Consider the following 22853-nt stretch of genomic DNA (forward strand, 5'->3'; position numbering starts at 1 on the left):
TGCACCACGACCGTCCTACATCAGCAGAAAGACCCCGCTTGAGCAGGGGTTTTCCGTGGCCACACCGGTCGGGGTCTGAATTCACGGGTATGCAGCGAAGGTCTCTGGGCGACTCCCCCGAACGCGTGCGCCGGCGCCGGCACGACGCCATCGTCCGTCGTCGTCTTCGCAGATCACGCTCCCGGCCGAGCATCGCGCACAGCCACCGTCTCGTCCTCTTCGGTCGGATCCACGAATCGTGACCGGCGATCCGGACAACACCAACCTTCGGCCCGCCGCTGGCGCGGTACTCGTCGCCGACGAATGTTGGCGAGACGTCCGAGATGCGCGCGACGACGAGGTGGGCCGCGACCTCGTGCGGCATCCGGTGCCGGGTCGGCTGGTCCGCCTCCCGCAACTCAACCCGCGGTGTCGGCACCTTCGGCGCCATCCGCCACGGAGGGCGTCGCCTGGCAACCCAACACCACCAGGCCACACCGAGCCTCCAGGTCTACGCCATGGCCGTGGTAGTGCTCCGCGAGGAGCGGCCGCCGCACGTCCGCCAGACCGTTCGCATCGATTTCGCGCATCAGGAACAAAGGCCTCGCCTTCGCATCGTGGCCGGCGAGGGCAGTGTTGAGTCGCGTCAGCAGAATGGCGCGCTTGTTTTGAGACCCTCGGTCGCCGTGCAGCCGGCTAGTTGTGATGTCCAGGGACGTTGTGTCGCAGGGCGGTCGGTGACGCGCTGATCGAAGAAGGCCTCCCGGTGGTGGAGTAGAGCTGTCTAGGAACCGCTTCACCCATCAGGAGGCCTTCGTGTCTCACGCTAACGCTGCGCGGGCCCCGCGCACTCGTCGTCGCCTCGCGAGGCTGATCGTTGAGCGCTGATGGCCCGCGACCACCGCGGCGAAGATGTTCATGGTGTCGCCCGTCACAGCCCGGAAATGGGCTGCCCGCTACCAGGTGGAAGGCCCAGCCGGGATGACGTATCGGTCCAGCCGTCCGCACCGGATGCCGGCGAAGACACCACCGGAATTGGTGAAATGGATCGTGAAAGCGAGGTGGCGACGGCGCCTCGGGCCGGTGCAGATCGGCGGCGAGCTCGGCCTGCCGGCATCGGCGGTGCACGCCGCCCTGGTGCGGTGCCGCATCAACAGGCTCTCTCACATCGACCGGATCACCGGCGAGTCGATCCGGCGTTACGAACACGACGCTCCCGACGCGATGATCCACGTGGCTGTCACGAAGTTCGGCAACATCCCCGACGGCGGCGGCTGGCGATTCGTCGGGAAGCAGCAGGGCGACCGGAACCGGGCAGCAACGCCAGGCAAGCCGCGATCGGCAACCCGAGAACCGCCGCTGGGCGGAGCGTTCGTGCATTCGTCATCGATGACCACTCCCGCATCGCCTACGCCGAGATCCACGCCGACGAGAAAAGCGGCCACCGCGATCAGTGTCCTGCAACGGGCTGTTGCATGGTTCGCCGATCGCGGTGTCACGGTCGAGCGGGTGCTCTCCGACAACGGCTCCGCCTACAAGTCCCAATAGCGGCGCTTGTCATCGGCGCACCACGCTCGCGTAGGACCACGAGCATGGCCTCGTGCAGGTACACGCGGCCATCCTCGCGCAAACGCACGCTCGTGCCTAGCTTTCCTCGTCGGCTGCTTCGTCATCCGTTCCCGCGAGGTACTCGGCGCGGACCTCCGTGAGGACGGTGCCGTCTTCTCGCGCCCAGTAGTGCCAGCCCGCTTCGGCGCTGTTGCCGCTGACTGCTTTCGCTGCGCCGCTGAGGGTGGCGTGCACGCTGCCGCTATCGAGGTGGATGCTGCCGTCCTGTCCGATCGTCGCCGTCCTGCCTGCGGCGCCCCCGGGCCGAGCGCGGAGGACGCCACCAACTGTGAGCAGGCCGGCGCGGGTCAGGTCAGCGACTTCGACACGGTGCACGGTGCGGTCCGCGCCGTCCTCGTGCTGCACATGGTGACCATCCGGCACAGGCCAGACCTTCAAAATCATGTCAGCGAGCGTGGCGGTGCGGGCTGCGATCAGGCTGTCATCCCAAGCCGGCTGCTGTCCGCCGATCACGGGGCGGGTGATGAGCAGCGATGAGTACCGCTCGAGCGTCGTCCGCTTCGCGTCCCACGTGGCGTTGGAGAGCCGACTGTTCAGCGGTTGCGTCGCGAGGGTGAGGTTGCCGAGGGTCTGCACGATCCGGTCTCGCTCCGACTCGATCTGCTCGGAAGGTGCGGGCCAGTTCGCCCGCCACTCCTGCGGCATGATGTGCTCGATCGTGTAGACGCCACGGCTGATGGTGCCGTCGCCGTAGCGGTGCCCACCCGGATAGCCGCGAAGGTGGTCCTCGACGGCCTCGAGGACCATCCGCAGCCGCGCCCGACGGAACCGCTTGTACGCCTGCACACCACGCAGCTCTCTGGCCACCTCGGCGTTGTCGGGCCAGTACGCGGTGCTGGTGTTCTGTTTCGCGAGGAACGCTTCCGCAGCGTCCGCGACTTCTTCGTGGGGTTGCGTGCTCAGATGGGTGAGGAGGTCCAGGAGGAATCGATTGGCACCCTGCGATGAAGCGCGCACGACTGCTCGGCGCACGAACCAGCTCTCCAGCACGGCGAGCAGACGATCTCGGACACGGTCCCGGATGCCCGCTTGCTCGGGCTCGCCGAGCCAGATCAGCAACGGTTTCGCGAGCTCGGAGTCAAGCGTGCTGGTTCGGTACACGAACAAGCCCAGACGAGTCAGTTCTCCGTCGCGCGCCTCCGCAGCGACGGTAAAGTCCCGATACCGGGTTGCGGCCGCGTGGATCTCGGGCAGGAGCTGGCTGACACCGCCGGTGGCGGGGTCGGTGGCGAACCGTTTGAAGGCCGCGAACACCTCCCGAGCCGGGATGTCCCGCATCGTGCGCGCGGTCAGCCACTGGGTCAAGAACAGGGACGATCGGGTGTAAAGGATGCGGCCAGCACGCACCTCGGTCTCCCAGAACGGGGTCTCGAACTGCGCCCACCACTGCCGGTACGCGTCTTCAGTCGCCTCGGGCGTGGTGTTCAGCCGTTGGAACACGAAGTTCTTGATCAGGTCTGCCGCTGACAGCGGTGTCCCGCGCGCGTTCAGGGTCTCGAAGATCTCTTGCGCGTCCTCATCGGCCTGCAGCTGGATCACGACCAGCTGCAGCTTCGTCGTGATCGCCGCGACGAGGGTCCGCGCCGCCGTTTCCGGAACGACCGCAGCATCGAACCATGCCGCGATAGCGGTGGCGAAGAACCGGTGTGCCTCCACCAGTCTGGACCGCCCAAGGCTCGCGTGCGCCACCGGCGGTGTGGCACGCATGACGCTCTTGAAGGCGGGCCGGTCGCGGTTCGTCGGCCACAGTTTGAACTGGTCCTCCGCCACGATGCGGAATGCCTGTTGGTTCTCCACCAGGTCGATGACCTGTCCTGCGACGGCCGTCCATCCGCGGAAGTCGAGCTCGGCGTGCAGAGCATCCAGCAGCAGCTGCAGCGTCGTCAACCGCTGCTGCCCGTCGATCACGGACCACGCTGGCAAGCCCCCGAGAGGCACCTGCTGCTGTTGAAGCACGATCGCGCCCATGAAGTGCGTCGCTTCTGGTCGTTCCGTGACGGCGCGCACGAGGCGGGTGATGTCTTGCCACAGCGGTTCCCACTGCAACTCGGCCGACCACACGTATGGCCGCTGGAAGAGCGGCAACACGAACCGTTGCGGGGAGAAGAACACCTCTTGCGGGCTCCGCACCTGCGTCAGCACCCTCGGACCTCCGTCCTCGAAATGCAACGAACCGGGCCGGTCACGACTGCACCGGCTCCGACGACTTCGGAGCGGCCTTGTCCGATGCGGCGGTAATGGCCGCGGACTGCGATGTCGGGTTGGCGGTCTCGAGGGTGGCCAGATGCTTCCGCAATCGCTTCGCCATCGGCAGGAACGTCGCCAACGTCAAACCGCCGGAAAACACGCCTCCAACGACGGGTATCGTCTTCGCGACCCCCTTTGCGAAGATGCTCTTGCTCATCTGAACACCGAGGTGCTTCGCGACCGTCTTGACGATCGGGTAGATCATGCCGTGGGTGAGGGCTTGCTTCGGCAGCTGCTTGACCATCTGCGTCGCAAGCTTCTCGGCGACTATGCCGATGCCCTTGTTCGCCGCCTGCACGCCGAACATCACGCCCACGAACAGCGTCAGGAGGTTCTGCGTGCCGTCGTCAGGCTCGTCGCCGTCCTTCCCGAATAAGTCCGGCCAGCTGTAGAGGTATGCCAATTTCTGCGCGATCCGCAGCATGTGTGCCAAGTACTGCGCGGAATCGATGGGGATGGTTCCGGCGAGGGCGAAGCCACCGGGGATACCTGCCGCCGCAGAGATCGCTGTGACCCTGCTGGTTTCGTTCGTGATCGACGCGTCCGCGATCGTGCGGAGGGTGGCCGCCGGGATCCCCGCCGCTGCCGGCGTCTCGGCAACCGCGGTCCGTATCTGCTCCTCCGTGCAGTACCGCGCGAGCGACCTCCGCAGGAACGCTGCCCTATCGATCCGAACACCCGGCAGCTTCGTTGCGACGACAAGCGCCTTCCCGAAGCCCGAATTTGACGAGGTGCTCTCAGTAGTTCCCATGGTGCGTTCAAACTAGTCGACTTCACAGACAGCGAAAAGCCGAGCGAGCCGCTGCGGCAACGTCTGAGCATCGTGAGCGACATCAGTGCGACGATCCGCCCCCCCCCCCCCCCACCCCAGAACGGGTGCTCGCGCCGATCCTGAGCGCTCGACGAGGATGGGGCAGCACCGCGCGCCCAGGGGAAGACGCGCGTTGCGTCGAGCAACATCCCCATGGGACCAACCATGACGATGGCCGGAGAATCCGCAGGGGTCGAGGCACACCGCCAGCGCAGCCATGCACGCGAACTCCGCCGCCAGGCGGACGACGCCGAGCAACGCGCTGCCCGCTTCGAGATCGCCCACCGCACCGAGAGCGAGACCGCCCGCATCCTCGCGCCGCTCGCCGGCATCGGCTACCACCTGCTCGCGGACCGCCGCTGGCCGGGCAGCCGCACGGCACAGGTCGACATGGTCGTCGTCGGCCGAGCCGGCGTCTTCATCGTCGACACGAAGGCCTGGCGCGAGGTCGCGGTCCACGGCGACCGGATCACCCGCGGCCAAGAGGACGTCACCGACGACATCGCCCGACTCGCCGATCTCGCGTACAGCACCGAGGCAGCACTGGCGGACACGGGCCTGGCGCCCGGCGAGGTGCATGCGGTCGCCGCACTCGCCGGCCAGAAGCGCATGCACGCTCGCGTCGCCTCGGTCGATGTCATCGGGGCGCACGACCTCGTCGGCCACATCACGAAGCGTGGAGCCCGATTGTCCGCGTCCCGCGTCGACGAGGTCCTCGCCGCGATGCTGCACCACTTCCCCGTGATCGGCGACGGCGGAGCAACACCGCCACAGGTCGTCGTCCCGGCACCGGTACTCCCCCGCGAATCCGACGTACTCGTCCCGACGGTCGACACCGCGGACGACGAGCTGACCGACCAGCTCCTCGACGGCGTGCTCGAAGCGCCGATCGAGGACTGGATGGCGTTCCTCGACCCGGCACAGGCCAAGCTCGTCCGCCGCAGCTTCAACGGCCCGGCACGCATCCGCGGCGCTGCCGGCACCGGCAAGACCGTCGTCGGCCTGCACCGGGCCGCGTACCTCGCACGCGCGACCGGCGGTCGCGTGCTGTTCACGACGTACATCAGCACTCTGCCGAAGGTCCTCGAGTCCCTCCTCGAACGCCTCGCGCCCGACATGGTCGGTCGCGTCGACTTCATGGGCGTCCACGCGTTCGCCACGCGCCTGTTGAAGGAACGCGGCATCGCGTTCCGCACTCCTGGACGGGAGGCCCAGCTTGCGTTCGACGACGCGTGGAACGCGATCCGCGCCTCCAGTCCGTTGCGGTCGTCGCGATTCTCGCGCTCGTACTGGGAAGACGAGATCAGCCACGTCATCAAGGGCCGCGGCCTGACGCGGTTCGACGAGTACGCGGACCTTGCTCGCGTCGGGCGCAAGCACGCGCTCCCGCTGGAGACGCGGCAAGCCGTCTGGGACCTGTACGAGGTGTACGCGCGCGGGCTGCGCGAGCGACGGGCGCACGACTGGGAGGACATCGTTCTGCTCGCTCGCGACGCGGTCCGCGCGGTGCCGCTCGAGCGGTACGACGCGGTCATCGTGGACGAGGCGCAGGACCTGACCTGCGCGATGGTCTCGCTGGTGCACCAGCTCGTGGGTGACCGGACCGACGGCCTGACGCTCATCGGCGACGGCCAGCAGACGATCTACCCCGGCGGGTACACGCTCGGCGAGGTCGGCATCAGCCTGTCCGGACGCGGTGTCGTGCTCGACGTGAACCACCGGAACACCGCCGAGATCCTCGAGTTCGCGAAGGAGATGGTGGCGGACGACCAGTTCGTGGACATCGAGGGTGTCGACGGAGTCGGTGACGCGGTGTCCGACGTCTCCCGCTCCGGTGCTGCCCCGACGATGACGCAGTTCGCGAGTCGTGCGGACCACGACCGGGCGATGCTCGACCGGCTGACCGAGGTCCTCCGACTCGTCGGAACCGGCCACGGTGACGTCGGCATCCTCACGGCGACGAACCGGCAGGCGAACGACGTCATGCGGGCGCTCGCAAGCGCCGGCGTCGCGACCGTCTCGCTGCAGCAGTACGCGGGGCGGAGCTCGGACGCGGTTCGCGTGGGGACGGTGAAGCGTGCGAAGGGCCTCGAGTTCAAGCAGGTGCTGCTCGCGCACGTCGACCGTGGGCTGCTCGATGCTGCCCCGGCCGTCACATCGGAGTCCGAACGAGAGCGCCGAGAGCGAGGGCGCCGCGAGCTCTACGTGGGGATGACCCGGGCGCGGGACGGTTTGTGGGTCGGCGTCCGCAGCGGAGCCCCGCGCAGCCGCTGACGGTTCTCTTCGGCCAGCTATGACGACCAGCTGAGCGTCTTCAGTCCCGGTCGCAGAGCACTTGCCGCACACACTCTGCTGTCCTCGGGTCCTTGAATGCGACCACGAACGTTCGCCCGTCCCGCATCTCCAATCGGACGGCGACTTCCCCGCCCACCGAGTAGAGCCGCCCACAAGCGCTTCGAACCGCACCCTTGATGCCCCATCCGCCGTAGTCGGCGTGAGCATCGATCCGCACGATCGCGACTTCGACGACGTCGCGACGCACCAAGCGAGTCCGCCAGAAGGGCGTCAGGCCAACGGTGATCTGTTCCGGCGAACACCGGACGAACGCGGCCGTCCTGGTGGCGAGTACCGCCATCCAGATCAGCGTTCCGACGAGCAGGCCGAGCACGACGAGCGACGGCACATCGAACTCTCGGACCGCCGCTCCTGCGACACCGACCACGGCGATGGGGCCGAGCAGCAACATCGTCCCGAACACGACGCCGTGGTCCGCGGGGCTGCGGAACACCTTCTCAGCTGCCCCGACGCGCTTCGGCGGTCTCTGAGCCGAGGTCGATCTCGCGCCCGCTCCACTCCAGCAGCGCCGGGTCGTGCGTCGCGACGACCACCGCTCCCCCGTGCGCGCGGATCAGGTCCAGCCCAGCACGCACGCGGGCAGCGCTCCGGTCATCAAGCGAGGCCGTCGGCTCGTCGGCCAGCACCAAGCTCGGCCGCTGCGCGAGCACCCGGGCGAGCGCCACCCGTTGCTGCTCGCCGCCGCTGAGCAGACCCGCTCGCTGACGCTGCCGTCCATCAAGACCGACGGCGTCGAGTGCCTCATAGATCCGCACGTCGAGCGCTTGGCGGCCCACGCCGTCGGGCCGAACGACGCGCAGATTCCGGAGAACCGACCACTCGGGAACGATCGCATGGTCTTGCATGACGAACCCGATCATGTCTCGGCGGAGCGATCGCTGCCGCCGCTCGCCGATCGAACCCAGCTCTTCACCGCCGATCCGCACCTTCCCACGTGTCGGCTGTTGCAAGCCGCCGAGGCAGCGCAAGAGGGTGCTCTTGCCCTGCCCCGACGCCCCGCGAACCGCGAGGACTTCTCCGTGGGCGACGGTGAACGCGAGGTCGTCCCACAGGGTCCGGGACGCGACGTCGTGGCCGAGACCATCGACGTGCAGGATGGGCTGGTCAGTCATGGTCATGTCCTTTCGCGCCGGCCGGTGATGGCCAGCAGTACAGAGAGGGTCCCGGCAGCAAGGACTGCCGCGAGCACAGCGAAGGCCCCGGCGTCCGAAGCCTGGTGCCCGGTGAAGGCGAGCGTCACAGCGGTGACTGCTGCAGTGAGACCGACCCCGACGAGGACGAATCGCCGATGTCGGATCACCGGATTGCGGCCGGAGAGGAAGAGCACTCGTCCTGGGACACGACTTCGAACGCGGTGCTCGACGACCAGCGCGCTCGCGGTGAACACGGTTGCGGCAAGAGCGGCGAGCGCGGCGACCATCGCAGTGAGGCGTTCGCTCCTCAGCATCGCGAGTTGCCCTTCGACCGTTGCGCCGACCCGCCGAACCTGCAGCACGACGTCGGAGAGACCTGCATCGTCAACGGCACTGAGCAACGCGCGGCGGTCGGCGAACCGGACTTCGCCGTTCGCGACCGCGGTCCCGATGCGATTCGGTGCGATGTCCGTTGGATCAGGGACGACGAGTACCGGGATGTCCGGCCAGGTGGAAGCCTCCGGCCGCAACGCGCCCGTCCAGTCGATGACGGACTCCGTGATGTCGGCCGTCGATGCAACCGTCACGGCCCGCACCGACCTTTCCCTCGGCGGAGCACGACCCTCGACTTCCCAGCCCGCAGCGAGTTCTTCTTCCGCGGTCCGCCTGAGCTGCGATGCGTCCGGGGCGAGGACCTCGGGAACGAGCAGCACGGGTCCAGGTCGAGCTTCGATCTCATCGTTGTACGCACTGAGTCCGACAGCAACATCGCCGACGACGGTGAACGACTCAACGAAGGAAACCTGGGCCAAGCCGGCATCTCCTCTGGCGAGTGGTCCAAGCGCGAGCTTGCCGAACGCCACGTCTTGATCAAAGTCGGTGAAACCCGTGCCCAGGACGACATCATCACCGTGCGCTGATTCAGCGACCAACGTCCTCTCGAGCGCCGTGCTTCGTTCCTGACGTGCCGCGATCGCGCCGATGTCCAGGACAGAGAGAACCACCAAGCCAATCGCGGCCGAGGTGACGACGACGAGCGGCCAGTGCGCGGCCTTCGCCGAACTGAGCTCTCGTACCCACAACACGTTGGCGAGGACGTGTCCGCAGATGATCACGGCTCCCACGGGGACCAACACGATGACGAAGAGAACGGCGGTGAGACTCCAGACGGACGTGCCTGCAGCTCGCGCGGTGAGGAGTGCTGCGACCGCCACACACGACACGACGACGAGAGCGCCGACGAGCACGCTCATCTCAGCGGCTTCCCGAGCTGCGACCCGCCGCCGTGACCAGCCAACGGTCCGGCGGATCCCCTGGCGCGCACTCCTCCTGGCCGACTCTGCGATGAGCGCAACCGCGATCCCGAGGGCAGTCGCGACGAGGGCGGCCAGCGTGCCGGACTCTGAGACGACGAAGACGAGCGCCGCGGGACCCCGGGGCGTGTCGTCCACGAACTTGTAATCGGCCCGTCCGAGGCCTTCGAGGAAGCGCTCCGTCGCCTCGGCAGAACCGCCGACGGCGAAGGTCGTCCGCAGGTCGAGGTCAGCACCGTCGCCGATCGGACGGACGTCCAGCTCACCTCGAAGAACCGGAACGACCGGGCGACCGCGGAACACGTAAGCGGTCCAGACGTCCGGCCGTGCGTGGCGGTCCGGCACGAGCATCGCCAGCGACACATCAGAATCGGTGGCGATGGAAGTGAGATTGCGCACTTGTTCTGACTTCGTCAGGCCGTACGGAAGATCGGTGAGGGTCACGACACTACGGCCCACCAGCGCACCGGATGCTTCCATCGTGCCCACCACGGAGATGACGAGCGCGGTGGCGGCGAGGATCGCGGCCGCCACCGCGACGGCAGTGGCGGCCGCGAAGGCCCTCATCCGCGAGTTGCCCAGTACGACTGGTTCCCGGAGACCGCCTTGGCTCGCGTTGCGTAGGCCAGGGTCTTCGGGGGCTGCCAGGCTGACCGCGTCACCGTGCCGTTGGACTTGACCGACGCTCGGTGCGTGGACCGCTCGTGCGCAAAGAGCGAGTGGACCTTCTTGTCCCAGATGCCGTAGGTCCACATGCCGCCGCCAGCGGGCACCATCTTGCCGGCCCGAGTCTGCTGAGGAGCGTCCGCCGATGCGCTTCCTTCGACCACGATTGCGGCGTCGGACGGTGCCGCGCTGGCCGGCGAGACGCCGAGCCCGGCCGCTATGAACAATGCCCCGCAAAAAGCGCCGAGCTGGATGATCTTCTTCATCGAGATGCCTCCGTATCGATCGTGGTCGTCCATCGACCACGTCCGAACCGTAGCGACCGAAACGCTAAATCATAAGTCCAGCATATTTTGTATCTCGCATCGTCGCTGCCACTCGGGCTGCGTCGTCTGCTCGACGACGTCTCAGCACGAAAGCGCCGCCGCCAAACGACGAAAGGCACGGCACCAACCGGCACCGCACCTCCCGCCGATCATCACGTCGTCAACTCACCACGTCAACACGAACCGCCCCCGCGTCCCGCCCGCTTCCAACCGCTCATGCGCCTCCACAGCCCGAGCAGCCGGCAGCACCTCGGCAACCCGCGGCGTCAACGTCCCACTCTCCACCGCATGCCGCAGCTGCTCGAGCTTGTCGAACGACCGGTACTCCGAGAACACCATGATCTGCACGAACTCGATCCCCCGAGCCCCGTTCCCCTGCCACCCCCGCACGTCGAAGAAGACTCCCCCGTCGCGAACGGCGTCCACGACCTCGTCGCGCTGCACGGCAGCATCGGCGAGCGCATCGACCCCGTCCGGCACGAGCTCGCGCACCGCGGCAGCAAACCCATCACCGCGAGGCACCACGTGGTCCGGCCCGAGCGACCGGACCAGAGCCTCGTCCGCCGGAGCAGCATCCGCGATCACGGTCAGCCCGGCGGCCTTCGCCAGCTGCACCACGTAGTTCCCGAGCAGCCCAGCGGCACCGGTCACGGCGAGCGTCTGCCCCGGCGCGAGCGAGGCGTGCGACAGGATCTGCAACGCCGTCAACCCGTTCATGGGCACGGTCGCCGCGGCCTCGATCGACGTCCCACGAGGGATCCGCGTGAACGACCCCACCGGCGCGACGAGCTCCTGCACGTAGGCGCCACCGTGGGCGCTGAGCGGCAGCGCCATCGCCATGACCTCGTCGCCGACCTGCCATCCGGTGACGTCGGGCCCGACCTCGTCGATGACGCCGGCGGCGTCCATCCCCGGCACGTACGGCGGCGAGGCCTGCGAGCTGTCCCGCTGCCCGGCACGCACCCCCGTGTCGGTCGGGTTCACGGCGAACGCCTGCACCCGGATCCGCACGGATCCCGCACCGGCGTGCGGCTCCGACACCTCGTGGACGGCGAGGGCCTCGGGCCCTCCGAACTGTTCGACTCCGACGACCTGCATCCTCCCGGTCTACGCGCACGTTGCTTGAGGCAACCTGACGCGACCACCCCACGGCCTGGAGGCCCGGCACCACCCCGCCCCGCGCCTCCCGCCCGTCAGGGGGTGCGGTCCACGGCACGTGGTGCGCCATGCTGGCACCGTGCGTCTCGACGAACTCCTCACCCGGTCTGACGGTCCTGCGATCGCCGAGGAGCTCGCCGCCCTCCGTCGACCCGCCCGGTACGTCCTCGAGGGCGTCCACCAGGAGTCCCGGCAGAAGTACTGGCAGTTCCGCGTCGACATCGACGAGGCCGCGCAGACCTGGACTCTCGTGCGCCAGCGGGCCAGGCCGGTCTCCTACCGCGAGGGCGTGCTGCACGACCCCGACGACGGCCCGATCGAGGTGTCGTTCGCCCGGAGCACGGTCTCGTCTCCCGTCGTCCGGATGGCCGTCCCCGACCTGATGCTCCGGTGGGGCCGCGCCACGGACGACGTCCACCCGATCCTGATCCAGCACGTCGGCGAGCACTCGATCCTGGTGACGTTCGAGCACGGCGAGGACCCGGCGTTCCGCACGACGCTGGTGATCGACGAGCGCGACGGCATCGCCCGCCGGTCGTACGAGTACGGCCAGACCACGATCATCACGAGCGTGCGGACCGCCGAGCCGGGCGAAGTCCTGCCCCACGCCCGCTTCGTGCAACCGACGGACTGGATCCGGCCGCAGTACTGAAGTCGTGACGGTTCTGGTTCACGAACCCCGACGATCGCGAACCAGAACCGTCACCGGCCGGAAACCGAACCACCTCCCCCGCCGGCACCATCCCCCGATCGGACGATGCCGAGACCACCGCCCCGGTCGATCCCGCACGGCCACCCGGCGGCGAAGCTGGACCCATGCCCGAGTCCCCCGCCATCGAGGTCCAGCACCTCGGCAAGCAGTACGCCACCGGCAAACGCGCCGTGGACGACGTCTCCTTCACGATCGAACGGGGCGAGACCTTCGCGCTCCTCGGCCCCAACGGTGCCGGCAAGTCCACGACGGTCGAGATCCTCGAGGGGTACCGCTCCCGCACCGCCGGCGAGGTCCGCGTCCTCGGCCACGACCCCGCACGGACGAGCCGCAGCCACAACGCACGCATCGGCATCGTCCTACAGACCAGCGCGGAGTCCCCGAACGTCACCGTCGCCGAGCAGCTCAACCACTTCGCGACGCTCTACCCGAAGCACCGCAGCACCGAGGAACTCCTCACCGCGACGGGCCTCGAGACGCAGCGCAACACCCGCATCAGCCGACTGTCGGGTGGCCAGCGCCGCCGCGTCGACGTCGCCCTCGGCATCATCGGCCGCCCGGAGGTCCTGTTCCTCGACGAACCGACCACGGGCTTCGACCCCGAGGCCCGCCGGCAGTTCTGGGACCTCCTCCGCCAGGTGCAGCGCGAGGGCACGACGATCCTGCTCACCACGCACTACCTCGACGAAGCCGCTCAGCTCGCCGACCGGGCCGCGGTCATCGCCGACGGGAAGCTCCTCGACCTCGCACCCATCGACGAGATCGGCGGCGCCGAGGCCCGCACGCCCCGGGTCCGCTGGCGTGACGACGACGGCGGACACCACGACGAGCGCACGACCGACCCGGCGGCGCTCATCCGCAGCAGCACCACGCCCATGCACGACCTCGAAGTCATCCGTCCGTCCCTCGAGGACGTCTACCTCGACATGGTGGGACAGCAGTGAAGACAGCGACCAGCCGCATCTCCTACGAGATCCGCACCTACTTCCGCGCTCCCGACGCGGTCTTCTTCACCTTCCTGTTCCCGATCATCATGCTGGCGCTCTTCTCGGTGGCGTTCTCCGGCGCCGCCGACATCCAGGCCGGCCCCGACGTCAGCGTCGACTACGCCACCTACTACCTGCCCGGCCTGGTCGCGACGGGCATCCTGCTCTCCGGCACGCAGTCCCTCGGCGTCGACATCGCCACCGAGCGCAGCGACGGCACGTTGAAGCGCCTCGGCGGCACACCGCTGCCCGTCCTGTCGTACTTCGTCGGCAAGATCGGCATGGTCCTCGTCACCACGCTCGTGCAGACCGCACTGCTGCTGGCGATCGCGAGCCTGGTGTTCGGCGTCGACCTGCCGACCGAGACGAGCAACTGGGGTGTCTTCGCCGGGGTGATGGTCCTCGGCATCGCCACCAGCTGCGTCCTCGGCATCGCGGTCTCGGCGCTCCCCCGCGAGGGCCGGCGAGCCACCGCCACCATCGTCCCGATCGTGCTGGTGCTGCAGTTCATCTCCGGCGTCTACCTGCCCTTCACGCAGCTCCCCACCTGGTTGCAGGACGTCGCCTCCGTCTTCCCCCTGCGCTGGATGGCGTCCGGCATGCGGTCCGTCTTCCTGCCCGGTGCGTTCGAGTCGGGTGAGCCGGGAGGCGCGTGGCACCTCGGCCTCGGAGCCCTCGTGTTGGCAGCGTGGCTGGTCCTGGGCACGGTGGCATGCCTGCTGACGTTCCGGTGGAACCGCAAGGACGCCTGATGGCGCCGCACTGGTGGGATGCTGGGCACATGAACGGCGAGACGTGGATGCGCAACCGGTGGTTGCACGTCTTCTTCGCGGGCACGATGCTCCTCACCGCCGTGATCACCGTGTTCGGGTGGTCCCCGTGGTCGATCCGCTGGCCCGCCTACACCGCGGTCGTGGTGCTCGTCGTCGCCTACGCCGTGTTCGGGCACCGCGGCTACGACAGCCCCCGTGCCGCCGCGGCCTTCCTGCCGCTGGTCCTCGTCGCCGCCCTGGTGTTGCCCGCCGTCGTGCCGAGCACCGCGTTCGTGCAGTGCATCGCGTTCCCGCTCGTGTGGGTGCAGTCCGAACGGGTCCGCACCGCCGTCCTGCTCTCGGTCGCGGTCGGCGTCGCGAGCGGCATCGGCCTGCAGGTCTCCGGCGGCTCGGACGCCCTCGTCAGCTCCCTGCTCATCGAGGGCATCAGCGTCATCGGTGCCTGCGCGATGGGCGTGTGGATCTCGAGCGTCGCCGGCCTGTCCGAGGAGCGCCGCCAGCTCCTCGACGAACTCCGCGCCACCCAGCAGTCCCTCGCCGACGCCCACCGCAGTGCCGGTGTGGCGAGCGAACGGGAGCGCCTGGCCCGCGAGATCCACGACACTGTCGCGCAGAACCTCGCCGGCATCGTCATGCTCACCGAACGTGCCCGCAAGGACCTGGCGAACGACCGCGGTGCCGCGCTCGACGAACGGTTGGCGGTCCTCGAAGAGTCGGCACGAGCGGCGCTCGAGGACTCCCGCGCCCTCATCGCCGCCGGGGTCGCCGGTGCCACGAGCGGCAGTCTCGCCGGAGCCCTGCACCGCCTGGCCGAGCGGTACACCCGCGAGACCGGCACGCCCGTCGCCGTGGACGCGACCGACGGCCCGCTCGACCGTGATGCCCAGGTCGTGCTGCTCCGGGTCGTCCAGGAGTCCCTCGCGAACATCCGTGCGCACGCCGACGCCGGCTCCGTCAGCGTCGTCCTGCGGCACGCGCCCGATCACGTCGGCGTCCGTGTGACCGACGACGGCGTCGGCTTCGACACCGGCGTCCCGACAGCCGGGCACGGTCTCCGGGGCCTCCACGAACGGTTGGCGCTCTCCGGCGGTGCCTGCACGATCACGAGCAGCCCGGGCCGGGGCACCGTCGTCGACGCGAGCCTGCCCACCGGACCCGAGCCGAGCCTCCCGGCCACCGATCATCACCCCGTGGCAGAGGTGCCCCGGTGATCCGCGTCGTGGTCGCCGACGACCATCCCATCGTCCGGTCGGGCATCGTGGCCCTGCTGCAGGACGCCGACGACATCGAGGTCGTCGGCCAGGCCAGCGACGGCCGCGCCGCGGTGACAGTGGCACTGGCCGAACGTCCCGACGTCGTGCTCATGGATCTCCGGATGCCCGTACTCGACGGCGATGCAGCGACGGCGGAGATCCTCGCCGCCGATCCCGGCGTCCGCGTCCTGATCCTGACCACGTACGAGTCCGACGACCAGATCCTCGCCGCCATCGAGGCCGGCGCCACCGGCTACCTGCTCAAGGCCGCCCCCGAGTCCGAGATCCTCGCCGGCGTCCGGGCGACCGCACGGGGCGAGACCGCGCTGGCTCCCTCGGCAGCCGCAGCACTCGTCCGCCGAGCGACGGGTTCGCTCCCCGCCGCGGCCGGCCCGTCGCTGACCCCGCGCGAGCTCGACGTCCTGCGCCTCGTCGCCCAGGGCAACAGCAACCCGGCGATCGGCCGGGCGCTGTTCCTCAGCGAGGCCACGGTGAAGACCCACCTCGGCCACGTCTTCGAGAAGCTCGGCGTGAACGACCGCACCCGTGCGGTGACCCGGGCGATGGAGCTCCAGCTCCTGCCGTGAGTCCCCGGTCCGCCGGTCACCGGGAGCGGGTGTACCGGCAGGTCGTCAGCATGCTGATCATCTGAGAGGAACCACCGGAATGAGCGCTCCCGCCGCAGCAGCACCCACCGCGCCGGACCGTCGTCGTTGGCTCGGCCTGGTCGTGATCAGCCTCGCCGTGGCGCTCATCATCGTCGACTCCACGATCGTCAACGTCGCGATCCCGAGCATCGTCGCCGACCTCGACATCGGCTCGACCCTGGTGCAGTGGGTGCAGGAGAGCTACACGCTCGTGTTCGCCGCCCTGCTGCTCGTCTTCGGGTCCGTGGCCGACCGGTTCGGCCGCCGACGCCTGCTCACCACCGGCGTCATCGTGTTCGCAGTGGCGTCGGTGCTCGCCGCGCTCTCGCCGACCGGTGAGCTCCTCGTCGTGTCCCGCGTGCTGCAGGGCATCGGCGGCGCGATGGTCCTGCCCACCACGCTCTCGATCCTCAACGCGACGTTCACCGGCCGGGAGCGTGGCATCGCGTTCGCCGTGTGGGGCTCGACGATCGGCGGCATGGTCGCGGTCGGCCCGTTGCTCGGCGGCTGGCTGACAACGGACTTCTCGTGGCGGTGGGCCTTCGGCATCAACGTCCCGATCGTCGCGGTCATCCTCGTCGGGCTCGCCGTCGCCGTGCGGGAGTCGCGGGATGCCCGGCACACCGGCCGCATCGACCTCGTCGGAGCGCTGCTGTCCGTGATCGCGAGTGCCGCCCTGGTGTTCGGGCTCATCGAGGGCCGCACCTACGGCTGGTGGACCCCGTCGTCGACGCCGCTCACCATCGGCTCGTGGTCGTGGGACGGCCCGGTCTCCCCGATCCCGGTCGCGTTCGTGATCGCGGTCGCTGCCGGAGCCGCCTTCGTGGTCCGTTCCCTGCGCAGGCAGCGAGCCGGACGCTCGACCCTGATCGCACTCGACCTGTTCCGCATCGGCTCGTTCCGGAACGGTTCCGTCGCCGCGCTCATCGTGTCGCTCGGCGAGTTCGGCATCATCCTGTCGTTGCCGCTCTGGCTGCAGAACGTGCTCGGGTACTCCGCCCTGCAGACCGGCTTCGTGCTGCTCGCACTGGCGATCGGGTCGTTCGTCGCGAGTGGGTTCGCCGCCACGGTCGGGCAACGCGTCGGAGCACTGCCGATCGTCCGGATGGGCATCGGCGCCGAGATCGTCGGGGTCGCCGCGATCGGGTTCGTCGTGACGTCGTCGACGCCGTGGTGGGCGATCGTGCCGTGCCTGTTCGTCTACGGTTTCGGCGTCGGGCTCGCGACGGCCCAGCTCACCGGTGTGGTGCTGCAGGACGTCCCCGTCGAACGCAGCGGTGAGGCATCCGGCGCCCAGAGCACCGCGCGCCAGATCGGCTCGGCGCTCGGCATCGCCGTCCTCGGCACCGTCCTGTTCACCTCGACCGGCAGCATCCTGGAGCACCGCCTGCAGGACGCGGGCACCCCGGCCGCCACCGCGACGAAGATCGCCGACGCCGTGGTGCAGTCCTCCGGCGGAGCCATCTCCGGCCTCGACGGGGCCACCCGCGCCGACGCCGCCGACGCCTTCTCCGACGGCACCCGCGCCGCCGCCTTCTCCGCCGCCGGCTTCCTGGTCATCGGCCTCGGCGCCACCCTGCGCCTCCGGGCTCCGCGACGCCCCGACGACGAGGACCAGGCGTGACCGGAGACCCCGTTCTGCAGCGCTGGTGACGGTTCTGGTTCACGATCCCCGAGGATCCCGAACCAGAACCGTCACCGCGCGGACACGAACCCGCCTCCCCCGCGCCGTGGACGCGACCACGGACGAGACGGGAGGCACGGTGCCTGCCCGCACCGTGCCTCCCGTCCGCTCCAGCGCGCGCCCTGCCATCGCGACGCGCGCCCGCTCAGGCCTCCGCGTCCGCCTCCTGCGACCGGACGCGGAGCACCCGCGCTGTGGGGGTCGACCCGCCGTTCGCGACCTCGAGCGAGCCCGAAGCGGCGTCCCACGCCACGGACCACGACCCGAGTGCCGTCGGGAACAGTGGCTCGACGACCACCGCCTGCCCGGCGAACGCCGGTAGCGGCAACGACACCGACGCCGACGCCGACGCACCGGGCAGCGACCACACCGACAGGTACAGGTCGCCCGTGGTGGCGTGCAGGCCGAGTGCGACCCAGGGGTCCTCCCAGGCGGGCAGCCCGAGGGGCCAGACCGGGACGGACGCCTCGACGACGTCCAGGACCTGCCGGTGTGCCGCGACAGCTTCACCGACCACCGCCCGCTGCGACGACGACATCTCGTTGAGGTACCCGGACAGGTACATCCGCCCGAGCACCCCGTTCACGAGCGACAGCGTGAACAGCTCCGGGTCCATGGTCGGCGCCGGGTACGCCCAGTTCCCCGCCTGTTCGGGCAGCATCGCGGCGGGAGCGGCGGCGGCGATCGTGGCGGACAGCACCGGGTCCTGCTGGTCCGATGTCGACTGCATGTGCAGGCGGGACAGCATTGCCCAGTCGGCGCGCATCGCTCCCGAGGCGCAGTTCTCGATGAGCAGTGCCGGGTACCGCTCCTGCACCGCGTCGAGCCAGTCGAGCAGCGCCCGCTCGTGGTCGAGCATCCCGGCGAACGGCCCCGTCATGGTGTTGTTGTCCATCTTGAAGAACGTCACGCCGAGCTCCCCGACGAGCCGGTCGACCACCGCGTCGAGGTGTGCGCGGGCCTCCGGCGAGCGCAGGTCGAGCAGGTGCCGCCCGTGCTCCGCGACCCGGACCCCGTGGTGCTCGACGAACGCGGACGACGGCAGGGTCGAGGCCAGCGGCGAATGGATGCCGATGACCTCGGGTTCGAGCCAGAGGCCGGCCAGCATGCCCCGTGCACGGATGTGGTCGATGACGGCCCCGAGCCCCGTCGGGAACCGCGACGCTGCTTCCTCCCACGCTCCGACGGTGTCCCACCAGTGCCCCTCGGCGTACCAGCCGGCGTCGATGCAGAACAGGTCCGCTCCGGCGTCGGCGGCTGCGTCGATCAGCGGCAGGAGCTTCTCGGTCGTCGGATCGCCCATGAGCGTGTTCATGTAGTCGTTGAACACCAGGGGCAGGGCGCGGTCGGCCTCCCGCACGTGCCGGAACGCCCGACGCTGCCGGGTGAGCACCCCGAAGGCGTCGTCGATCGACCCGGCGATCCCGACGGACACCGGCACCGAGGTGAACGGCTGCGCCGGTGTGACGACGGTGGTCCACTGGTGTTCCTGGTCGGTGGGACCGCTCAGCAGCAGGTACGCGTGCCGCCGGGTCTCGCCGAGCTCGTACAACCACGGCCCGTTGTGCTCGACCTGCCAGACGAGCGCGTACGGATGCGACACAGCGTCCTCCGCCCGCAGCACCCCGATCGGCAGCGCCTCGCCCGTTGACCACGAGCCGCGGTTCTGCACGACGGCGCGGCTGCGGGGCGGGTGGTGCTGGGCCTCCCGGTCGATCGCCGCGAGCCCGATCGATCGCAGCGGATCGGTCCGCCACCGGCTCTCCGCTGCCCAGTCGTTGTCGGCGTGCACGAGGGCGAGCTCGTCGACGGTGGCGCCCGAGTCGGTCAGGAACGCCCCGGTCGCGAACGACGACACGGAGTCCACGACGTGCTCACCGTGCTCGGCCGACACCTCGGTCCACGTCTGGAACGCGGGCACGCCGGCGCGCGCCCGGAACACCGACTCGGCCTGGAGGCCCGTGGCCGCGTCCGCCTGCACGATCCGGAACCACAGGTCGGTCCCGTCGTCGTGCACGTGGTGCGACACGGGGCGCAGTCGCGCCCCGATGGTGGAGTCCACGTGCCGGAAACCGCCCGGGAACCGCCCGTGCCCGATCGTCGTCAGCTCGACGAGCGGCTGCGGGTCGTCCGGCCCGTCGGCGAGCGTGCCACCGGCGAGCACTCCGCCGGCCGACGCTCCGCCGGCCGGCACGAACGACACGAGCGCCGCGGGCTGGTCCGCACCGACCCGGAACCGTGCCGCGAACCCGTCGGTGACCCAGTCGACGAACGTCGACCCGTCGCTCATCGCGCCCCGACCGGTGCGGGCTCGCTCGACACCCAGTCCCCGACCGTGTGGTCGTAGCAGGTGGTGTTGTCGATCTTCGTCCGGTCGAGCGGCGGCCCCGCGGTGATCCGGCGCTCGGTGCGCTCCGGGTCGGGGGCGGCCTCGGCGAGCAGCCGGGTGTAGTCGTGGTGCGGGTCGAGGATGACGGCGTCCGACGGTCCCCGCTCGACGACCCGGCCGCGGTAGAGCACGAGGATCTCGTCGGAGAAGTGCCGCGCGGTCGCCAGGTCGTGCGTGATGTAGAGCACGGCGAGTTCGTCCTCGCGCTGCAGCCGGCCGAGCAGGTTGAGCACGCTCAGGCGGATCGAGACGTCGAGCATCGACACGGGTTCGTCGGCGATGAGCACCTGGGCGCCCGGGGCGAGTGCGCGGGCGATGGCGACGCGCTGCCGCTGCCCGCCGGAGAGCTCGTGCGGCCGCCGCGACGCGAAGTCCTCGTCGAGGTTCACCCGGCCGAGCAGTTCCCGCACCTTGTCGGCGGTCTCGTCGGCGCCGCGGGCCCGGTGGTGCAGCTGCAGCGGTCGGGCGATGTGGTGCTCGATCGAGTGGAACGGGTTGAGCGAGGCGAACGGGTCCTGGAACACCATCTGCACGTGCCGCCGGTACATGCTGCCCTCGACGGGGGTGCCGTCCTCGAGCCGCACGTCGATCGAGCCGCGCGTCCTGGTCTCGAGCTTGGCGAGCATCCGCGCGATGGTGGACTTGCCCGAGCCGGACTCCCCCACCAGTGCGACGGTCCGGCCGGGCAGCAGGTCGAACGACACGTCGTCGACGGCCCGCAGGGTGGTGCGTTTCAGGCCCTTGCGGGTGTGGAAGTCCTTGCCGAGGTGGCTGACGGTCACACTGGTCATCGGTCCGTCTCCTGTGCTGCCTGGACCACGACGGCCCGGGTGTCGGTCTCGGGTTCGGCGCCGTCCTCGACCCCGGTGCGGATGAACGCGCCGCGGGCTCCGGACAGGCTCGGGAACGACTGCAGCAGCTTCCGCGTGTACGGGTGCTGCGGGTCGTGCTGGATCACGCTGGCACGGTCGCACTCGACGACCTCGCCGCGGAGCATGATCGCGATCCGGTCGCTGATCTCGAGCAGCAGCGGCAGGTCGTGCGTGATGAACACGACGGCGAACCCGAGCTCGTCGCGCAGTCGGACGATCTCGCGCAGGATCTCCCGCTGCACCACGACGTCGAGCGCGGTGGTCGGCTCGTCCATGATCATGATCTGCGGTTCGAGCAGCATCGCCATCGCGATCATGACGCGCTGCCGCATGCCGCCGGACAGCTCGTGCGGGTACGCGGTGATGCGGGACGGGTCGACGCCGACGCGGCGCAGGGCGTCCTCGGCGATGGCCCGTCGTTCCTTGCGGGGCAGGCCCTTCCGGTGTTCGACCAGCGCGTCGTCGAGCTGGGCGCGGATCGTGGTGACCGGGTTGAGCGCGTTCATCGCCCCCTGGAACACCATCGACAGCTTCGACCACCGCACGGCGCGGAGCTGCTCGTGCGGCAGGCCGAGCAGGTCGACGTCGGTGCCGTCGCGGTCGTGGAACGTGATGCTGCCCGACGTGACCTTCGCCGGCGGCCGGTGCAGCCGGGTGATGGCGTACGCCAGGGTCGTCTTGCCGCAGCCCGACTCCCCCGCGAGTCCGAGGATCTCGCCGGGCGCCAGGGTGAGCGAGACGTCCTTGACGGCGTGCACGGGGTGCTCGGTCTCGTAGACGACGTCGAGGTGGTCGATGGTCAGCACGGCCGGCCGGCGGCCGTCGCCCGTGGCGCCGGAGGTGACCGGTCGTGCGGTGTCGGTGGCGCTCATCGGGCGACCCCCTTCGTGTCGTGACCGGCGGTGGCGACGCGGGCCGGGCCTCCCGAGCGGGCCGCACGCTTCGCACGACGGTCGCGCCGTCGCTGCGCACGCACGTTCGCGAGTCGCGGGTTGATGACCTCGTCGATCGAGAAGTTCACCAGGGACAGGCCCATGCCGAGCAGGGCGATGAGCAGGCCCGGCGGCACGAACCACCACCAGGCGCCGTTCGCCAGCGCGAAGCCGTTCTGGGCGTAGAAGAGCATCGTGCCGAGCGTCGACGAGTTCGACGCCCCGAGCCCGAGGAACGACAGTCCCGCTTCCCCGAGGATCGCGGCGATCACCGCGAACACGAACTGCGACGCGAGCACCGGCAGCAGGTTCGGCAGGATCTCGACGGCGATGACCCGCCAGGGCCGTTCGCCGGCGACCCGGGCAGCGGACACGTAGTCGCGGTTGCGGATCGACATCGTCTGCGCCCGCAGCACCCGGGCGGACCCGGCCCACGACGTGATCGCCAGGACGACGGCGATGGTCCAGAGCCCGCGGGCCTCACGGGGCACCAGGCCGGAGATGACGATGACGAGCGGCAGGCCGGGGATGACGAGGAACACGTTCGAGAACAGCGAGAACGCCTCGTCCATGATCCCGCCCAGGTAGGCGCCGAGGATGCCGAAGAACGCGGACAGCACCGTGGCGAGGACGCCGACGATGAGCCCGATCTGCAGGCTGCCCCGGGTGGCGAAGGCGAGCTGGGCCAGGACGTCCTGACCGGTCTGGGTGGTGCCGAGGACGTTCGAGCCGCTCGGTCCCTGCAGTCCGGTGTCGCGGATGGTGGTCGGGTCACCGACGAGCAGCGGTCCGATCACCCCGAACAGCGTGACGCCGGCGACGAGCGCGATGCCCGTGACGAGCCACGGGGTGAGCGTGGGGAGGAACCGACGGATGCCGCCCTTCGACGCGCGCCGGGTGGCGATCGACGTGGTGCTGTCGGCCTCCTCGGTCAGCGCGCCGATGGTGGGCTCGGTCTCCTGCTGGATGTTGGTCATGGTCGTCTCCT

Annotated in this window: 18 protein-coding genes and 1 pseudogene; 8 read left to right on the forward strand and 11 right to left on the reverse strand. The window is 69.7% G+C overall.

All coding sequences use genetic code 11. From position 1 onward, the window contains the following. Positions 1 to 795: 795 nt before the first annotated feature. Positions 796 to 1521 (forward strand): annotated as a pseudogene (locus DEJ12_RS17030) (leucine zipper domain-containing protein); the annotation flags it as partial. 102 nt (positions 1522 to 1623) lie between these two features. Here DEJ12_RS17030 and DEJ12_RS17035 read toward each other — a convergent pair. Beyond that, positions 1624 to 3750 (reverse strand): DUF262 domain-containing protein, encoded by a 2127-nt coding sequence (locus DEJ12_RS17035; protein ID WP_111030972.1) that lies wholly within the window; start codon positions 3748 to 3750, stop codon positions 1624 to 1626. Between the two features lie 40 nt (positions 3751 to 3790). After that, positions 3791 to 4606 carry a hypothetical protein gene (locus tag DEJ12_RS17040; RefSeq protein WP_111030974.1) on the reverse strand — a complete coding sequence of 272 codons (816 nt, stop codon included), beginning with the start codon at positions 4604 to 4606 and terminating at the stop codon, positions 3791 to 3793. A 213-nt stretch (positions 4607 to 4819) separates the two neighbouring features. On the opposite strand from DEJ12_RS17040, the gene DEJ12_RS17045 reads away from it, so the two are divergent. Then, positions 4820 to 6940 (forward strand): nuclease-related domain-containing DEAD/DEAH box helicase, encoded by a 2121-nt coding sequence (locus DEJ12_RS17045; protein WP_220034823.1) that lies wholly within the window; start codon positions 4820 to 4822, stop codon positions 6938 to 6940. 40 nt (positions 6941 to 6980) lie between these two features. Here the strand turns inward: DEJ12_RS17045 and DEJ12_RS17050 are convergent, their stop codons facing one another. From DEJ12_RS17050 to DEJ12_RS17070, 5 genes are all read right to left on the reverse strand, one after another. After that, a complete protein-coding gene (locus DEJ12_RS17050; protein ID WP_111030976.1) occupies positions 6981 to 7454 on the reverse strand; it encodes a hypothetical protein in 474 nt (157 codons plus the stop codon). A 4-nt stretch (positions 7455 to 7458) separates the two neighbouring features. Continuing rightward, on the reverse strand, positions 7459 to 8133 hold the full coding sequence (locus tag DEJ12_RS17055) for an ABC transporter ATP-binding protein (RefSeq protein WP_181433200.1): 675 nt from the start codon (positions 8131 to 8133) through the stop codon (positions 7459 to 7461). A gap of 2 nt (positions 8134 to 8135) precedes the next feature. Continuing rightward, a complete protein-coding gene (locus DEJ12_RS17060; RefSeq protein WP_111030980.1) occupies positions 8136 to 10034 on the reverse strand; it encodes a hypothetical protein in 1899 nt (632 codons plus the stop codon). After that, entirely contained in the window at positions 10031 to 10399 is a 369-nt protein-coding gene (locus DEJ12_RS17065; RefSeq protein WP_181433201.1) for a lactococcin 972 family bacteriocin, read from the reverse strand. The genes DEJ12_RS17060 and DEJ12_RS17065 overlap by 4 nt, the downstream gene beginning before the upstream one ends. 225 nt (positions 10400 to 10624) lie before the next feature. Further along, positions 10625 to 11557, reverse strand: a complete 933-nt coding sequence (locus DEJ12_RS17070) for an NADP-dependent oxidoreductase (RefSeq protein WP_111030991.1) — start codon at positions 11555 to 11557, stop codon at positions 10625 to 10627. Between the two features lie 139 nt (positions 11558 to 11696). On the opposite strand from DEJ12_RS17070, the gene DEJ12_RS17075 reads away from it, so the two are divergent. From DEJ12_RS17075 to DEJ12_RS17100, 6 genes are all read left to right on the forward strand, one after another. Further along, a complete protein-coding gene (locus DEJ12_RS17075; RefSeq protein ID WP_111030993.1) occupies positions 11697 to 12269 on the forward strand; it encodes a hypothetical protein in 573 nt (190 codons plus the stop codon). A gap of 164 nt (positions 12270 to 12433) precedes the next feature. Beyond that, on the forward strand, positions 12434 to 13273 hold the full coding sequence (locus DEJ12_RS17080; RefSeq protein WP_181433190.1) for an ABC transporter ATP-binding protein: 840 nt from the start codon (positions 12434 to 12436) through the stop codon (positions 13271 to 13273). Beyond that, positions 13270 to 14067 carry an ABC transporter permease gene (locus tag DEJ12_RS17085; protein WP_111031023.1) on the forward strand — a complete coding sequence of 266 codons (798 nt, stop codon included), beginning with the start codon at positions 13270 to 13272 and terminating at the stop codon, positions 14065 to 14067. The genes DEJ12_RS17080 and DEJ12_RS17085 overlap by 4 nt, the downstream gene beginning before the upstream one ends. Positions 14068 to 14096: 29 nt before the next feature. Then, positions 14097 to 15299, forward strand: coding sequence for a sensor histidine kinase (locus DEJ12_RS17090; protein WP_181433191.1), 1203 nt, complete (start codon positions 14097 to 14099; stop codon positions 15297 to 15299). Next, complete coding sequence (locus tag DEJ12_RS17095) at positions 15296 to 15928, forward strand: response regulator transcription factor (protein ID WP_111030999.1); 633 nt, start codon at positions 15296 to 15298, stop codon at positions 15926 to 15928. Before DEJ12_RS17090 ends, DEJ12_RS17095 begins: the two co-directional genes overlap by 4 nt. 79 nt (positions 15929 to 16007) lie before the next feature. Further along, entirely contained in the window at positions 16008 to 17612 is a 1605-nt protein-coding gene (locus DEJ12_RS17100) for an MFS transporter (protein ID WP_111031001.1), read from the forward strand. A gap of 205 nt (positions 17613 to 17817) precedes the next feature. Here DEJ12_RS17100 and DEJ12_RS17105 read toward each other — a convergent pair whose 3' ends face one another. The 4 genes from DEJ12_RS17105 to DEJ12_RS17120 are packed head-to-tail and all read right to left on the reverse strand — an operon-like array spanning position 17818 to position 22842. After that, positions 17818 to 19962, reverse strand: a complete 2145-nt coding sequence (locus DEJ12_RS17105) for a glycoside hydrolase family 36 protein (protein WP_111031003.1) — start codon at positions 19960 to 19962, stop codon at positions 17818 to 17820. Further along, on the reverse strand, positions 19959 to 20852 hold the full coding sequence (locus DEJ12_RS17110; protein WP_111023915.1) for an ABC transporter ATP-binding protein: 894 nt from the start codon (positions 20850 to 20852) through the stop codon (positions 19959 to 19961). The genes DEJ12_RS17105 and DEJ12_RS17110 overlap by 4 nt, the downstream gene beginning before the upstream one ends. Beyond that, the gene (locus tag DEJ12_RS17115) at positions 20849 to 21805 is read right to left on the reverse strand and encodes an ABC transporter ATP-binding protein (RefSeq protein ID WP_111031005.1); all 957 of its coding nucleotides are present in this window, start codon (positions 21803 to 21805) and stop codon (positions 20849 to 20851) included. The genes DEJ12_RS17110 and DEJ12_RS17115 overlap by 4 nt, the downstream gene beginning before the upstream one ends. Continuing rightward, the gene (locus DEJ12_RS17120; RefSeq protein WP_111023919.1) at positions 21802 to 22842 is read right to left on the reverse strand and encodes an ABC transporter permease; all 1041 of its coding nucleotides are present in this window, start codon (positions 22840 to 22842) and stop codon (positions 21802 to 21804) included. The genes DEJ12_RS17115 and DEJ12_RS17120 overlap by 4 nt, the downstream gene beginning before the upstream one ends. Positions 22843 to 22853: the final 11 nt, after the last annotated feature.

Source organism: Curtobacterium sp. MCLR17_059 (assembly GCF_003234665.1).
GTDB classification, from domain to species: Bacteria; Actinomycetota; Actinomycetes; order Actinomycetales; family Microbacteriaceae; genus Curtobacterium; species Curtobacterium flaccumfaciens.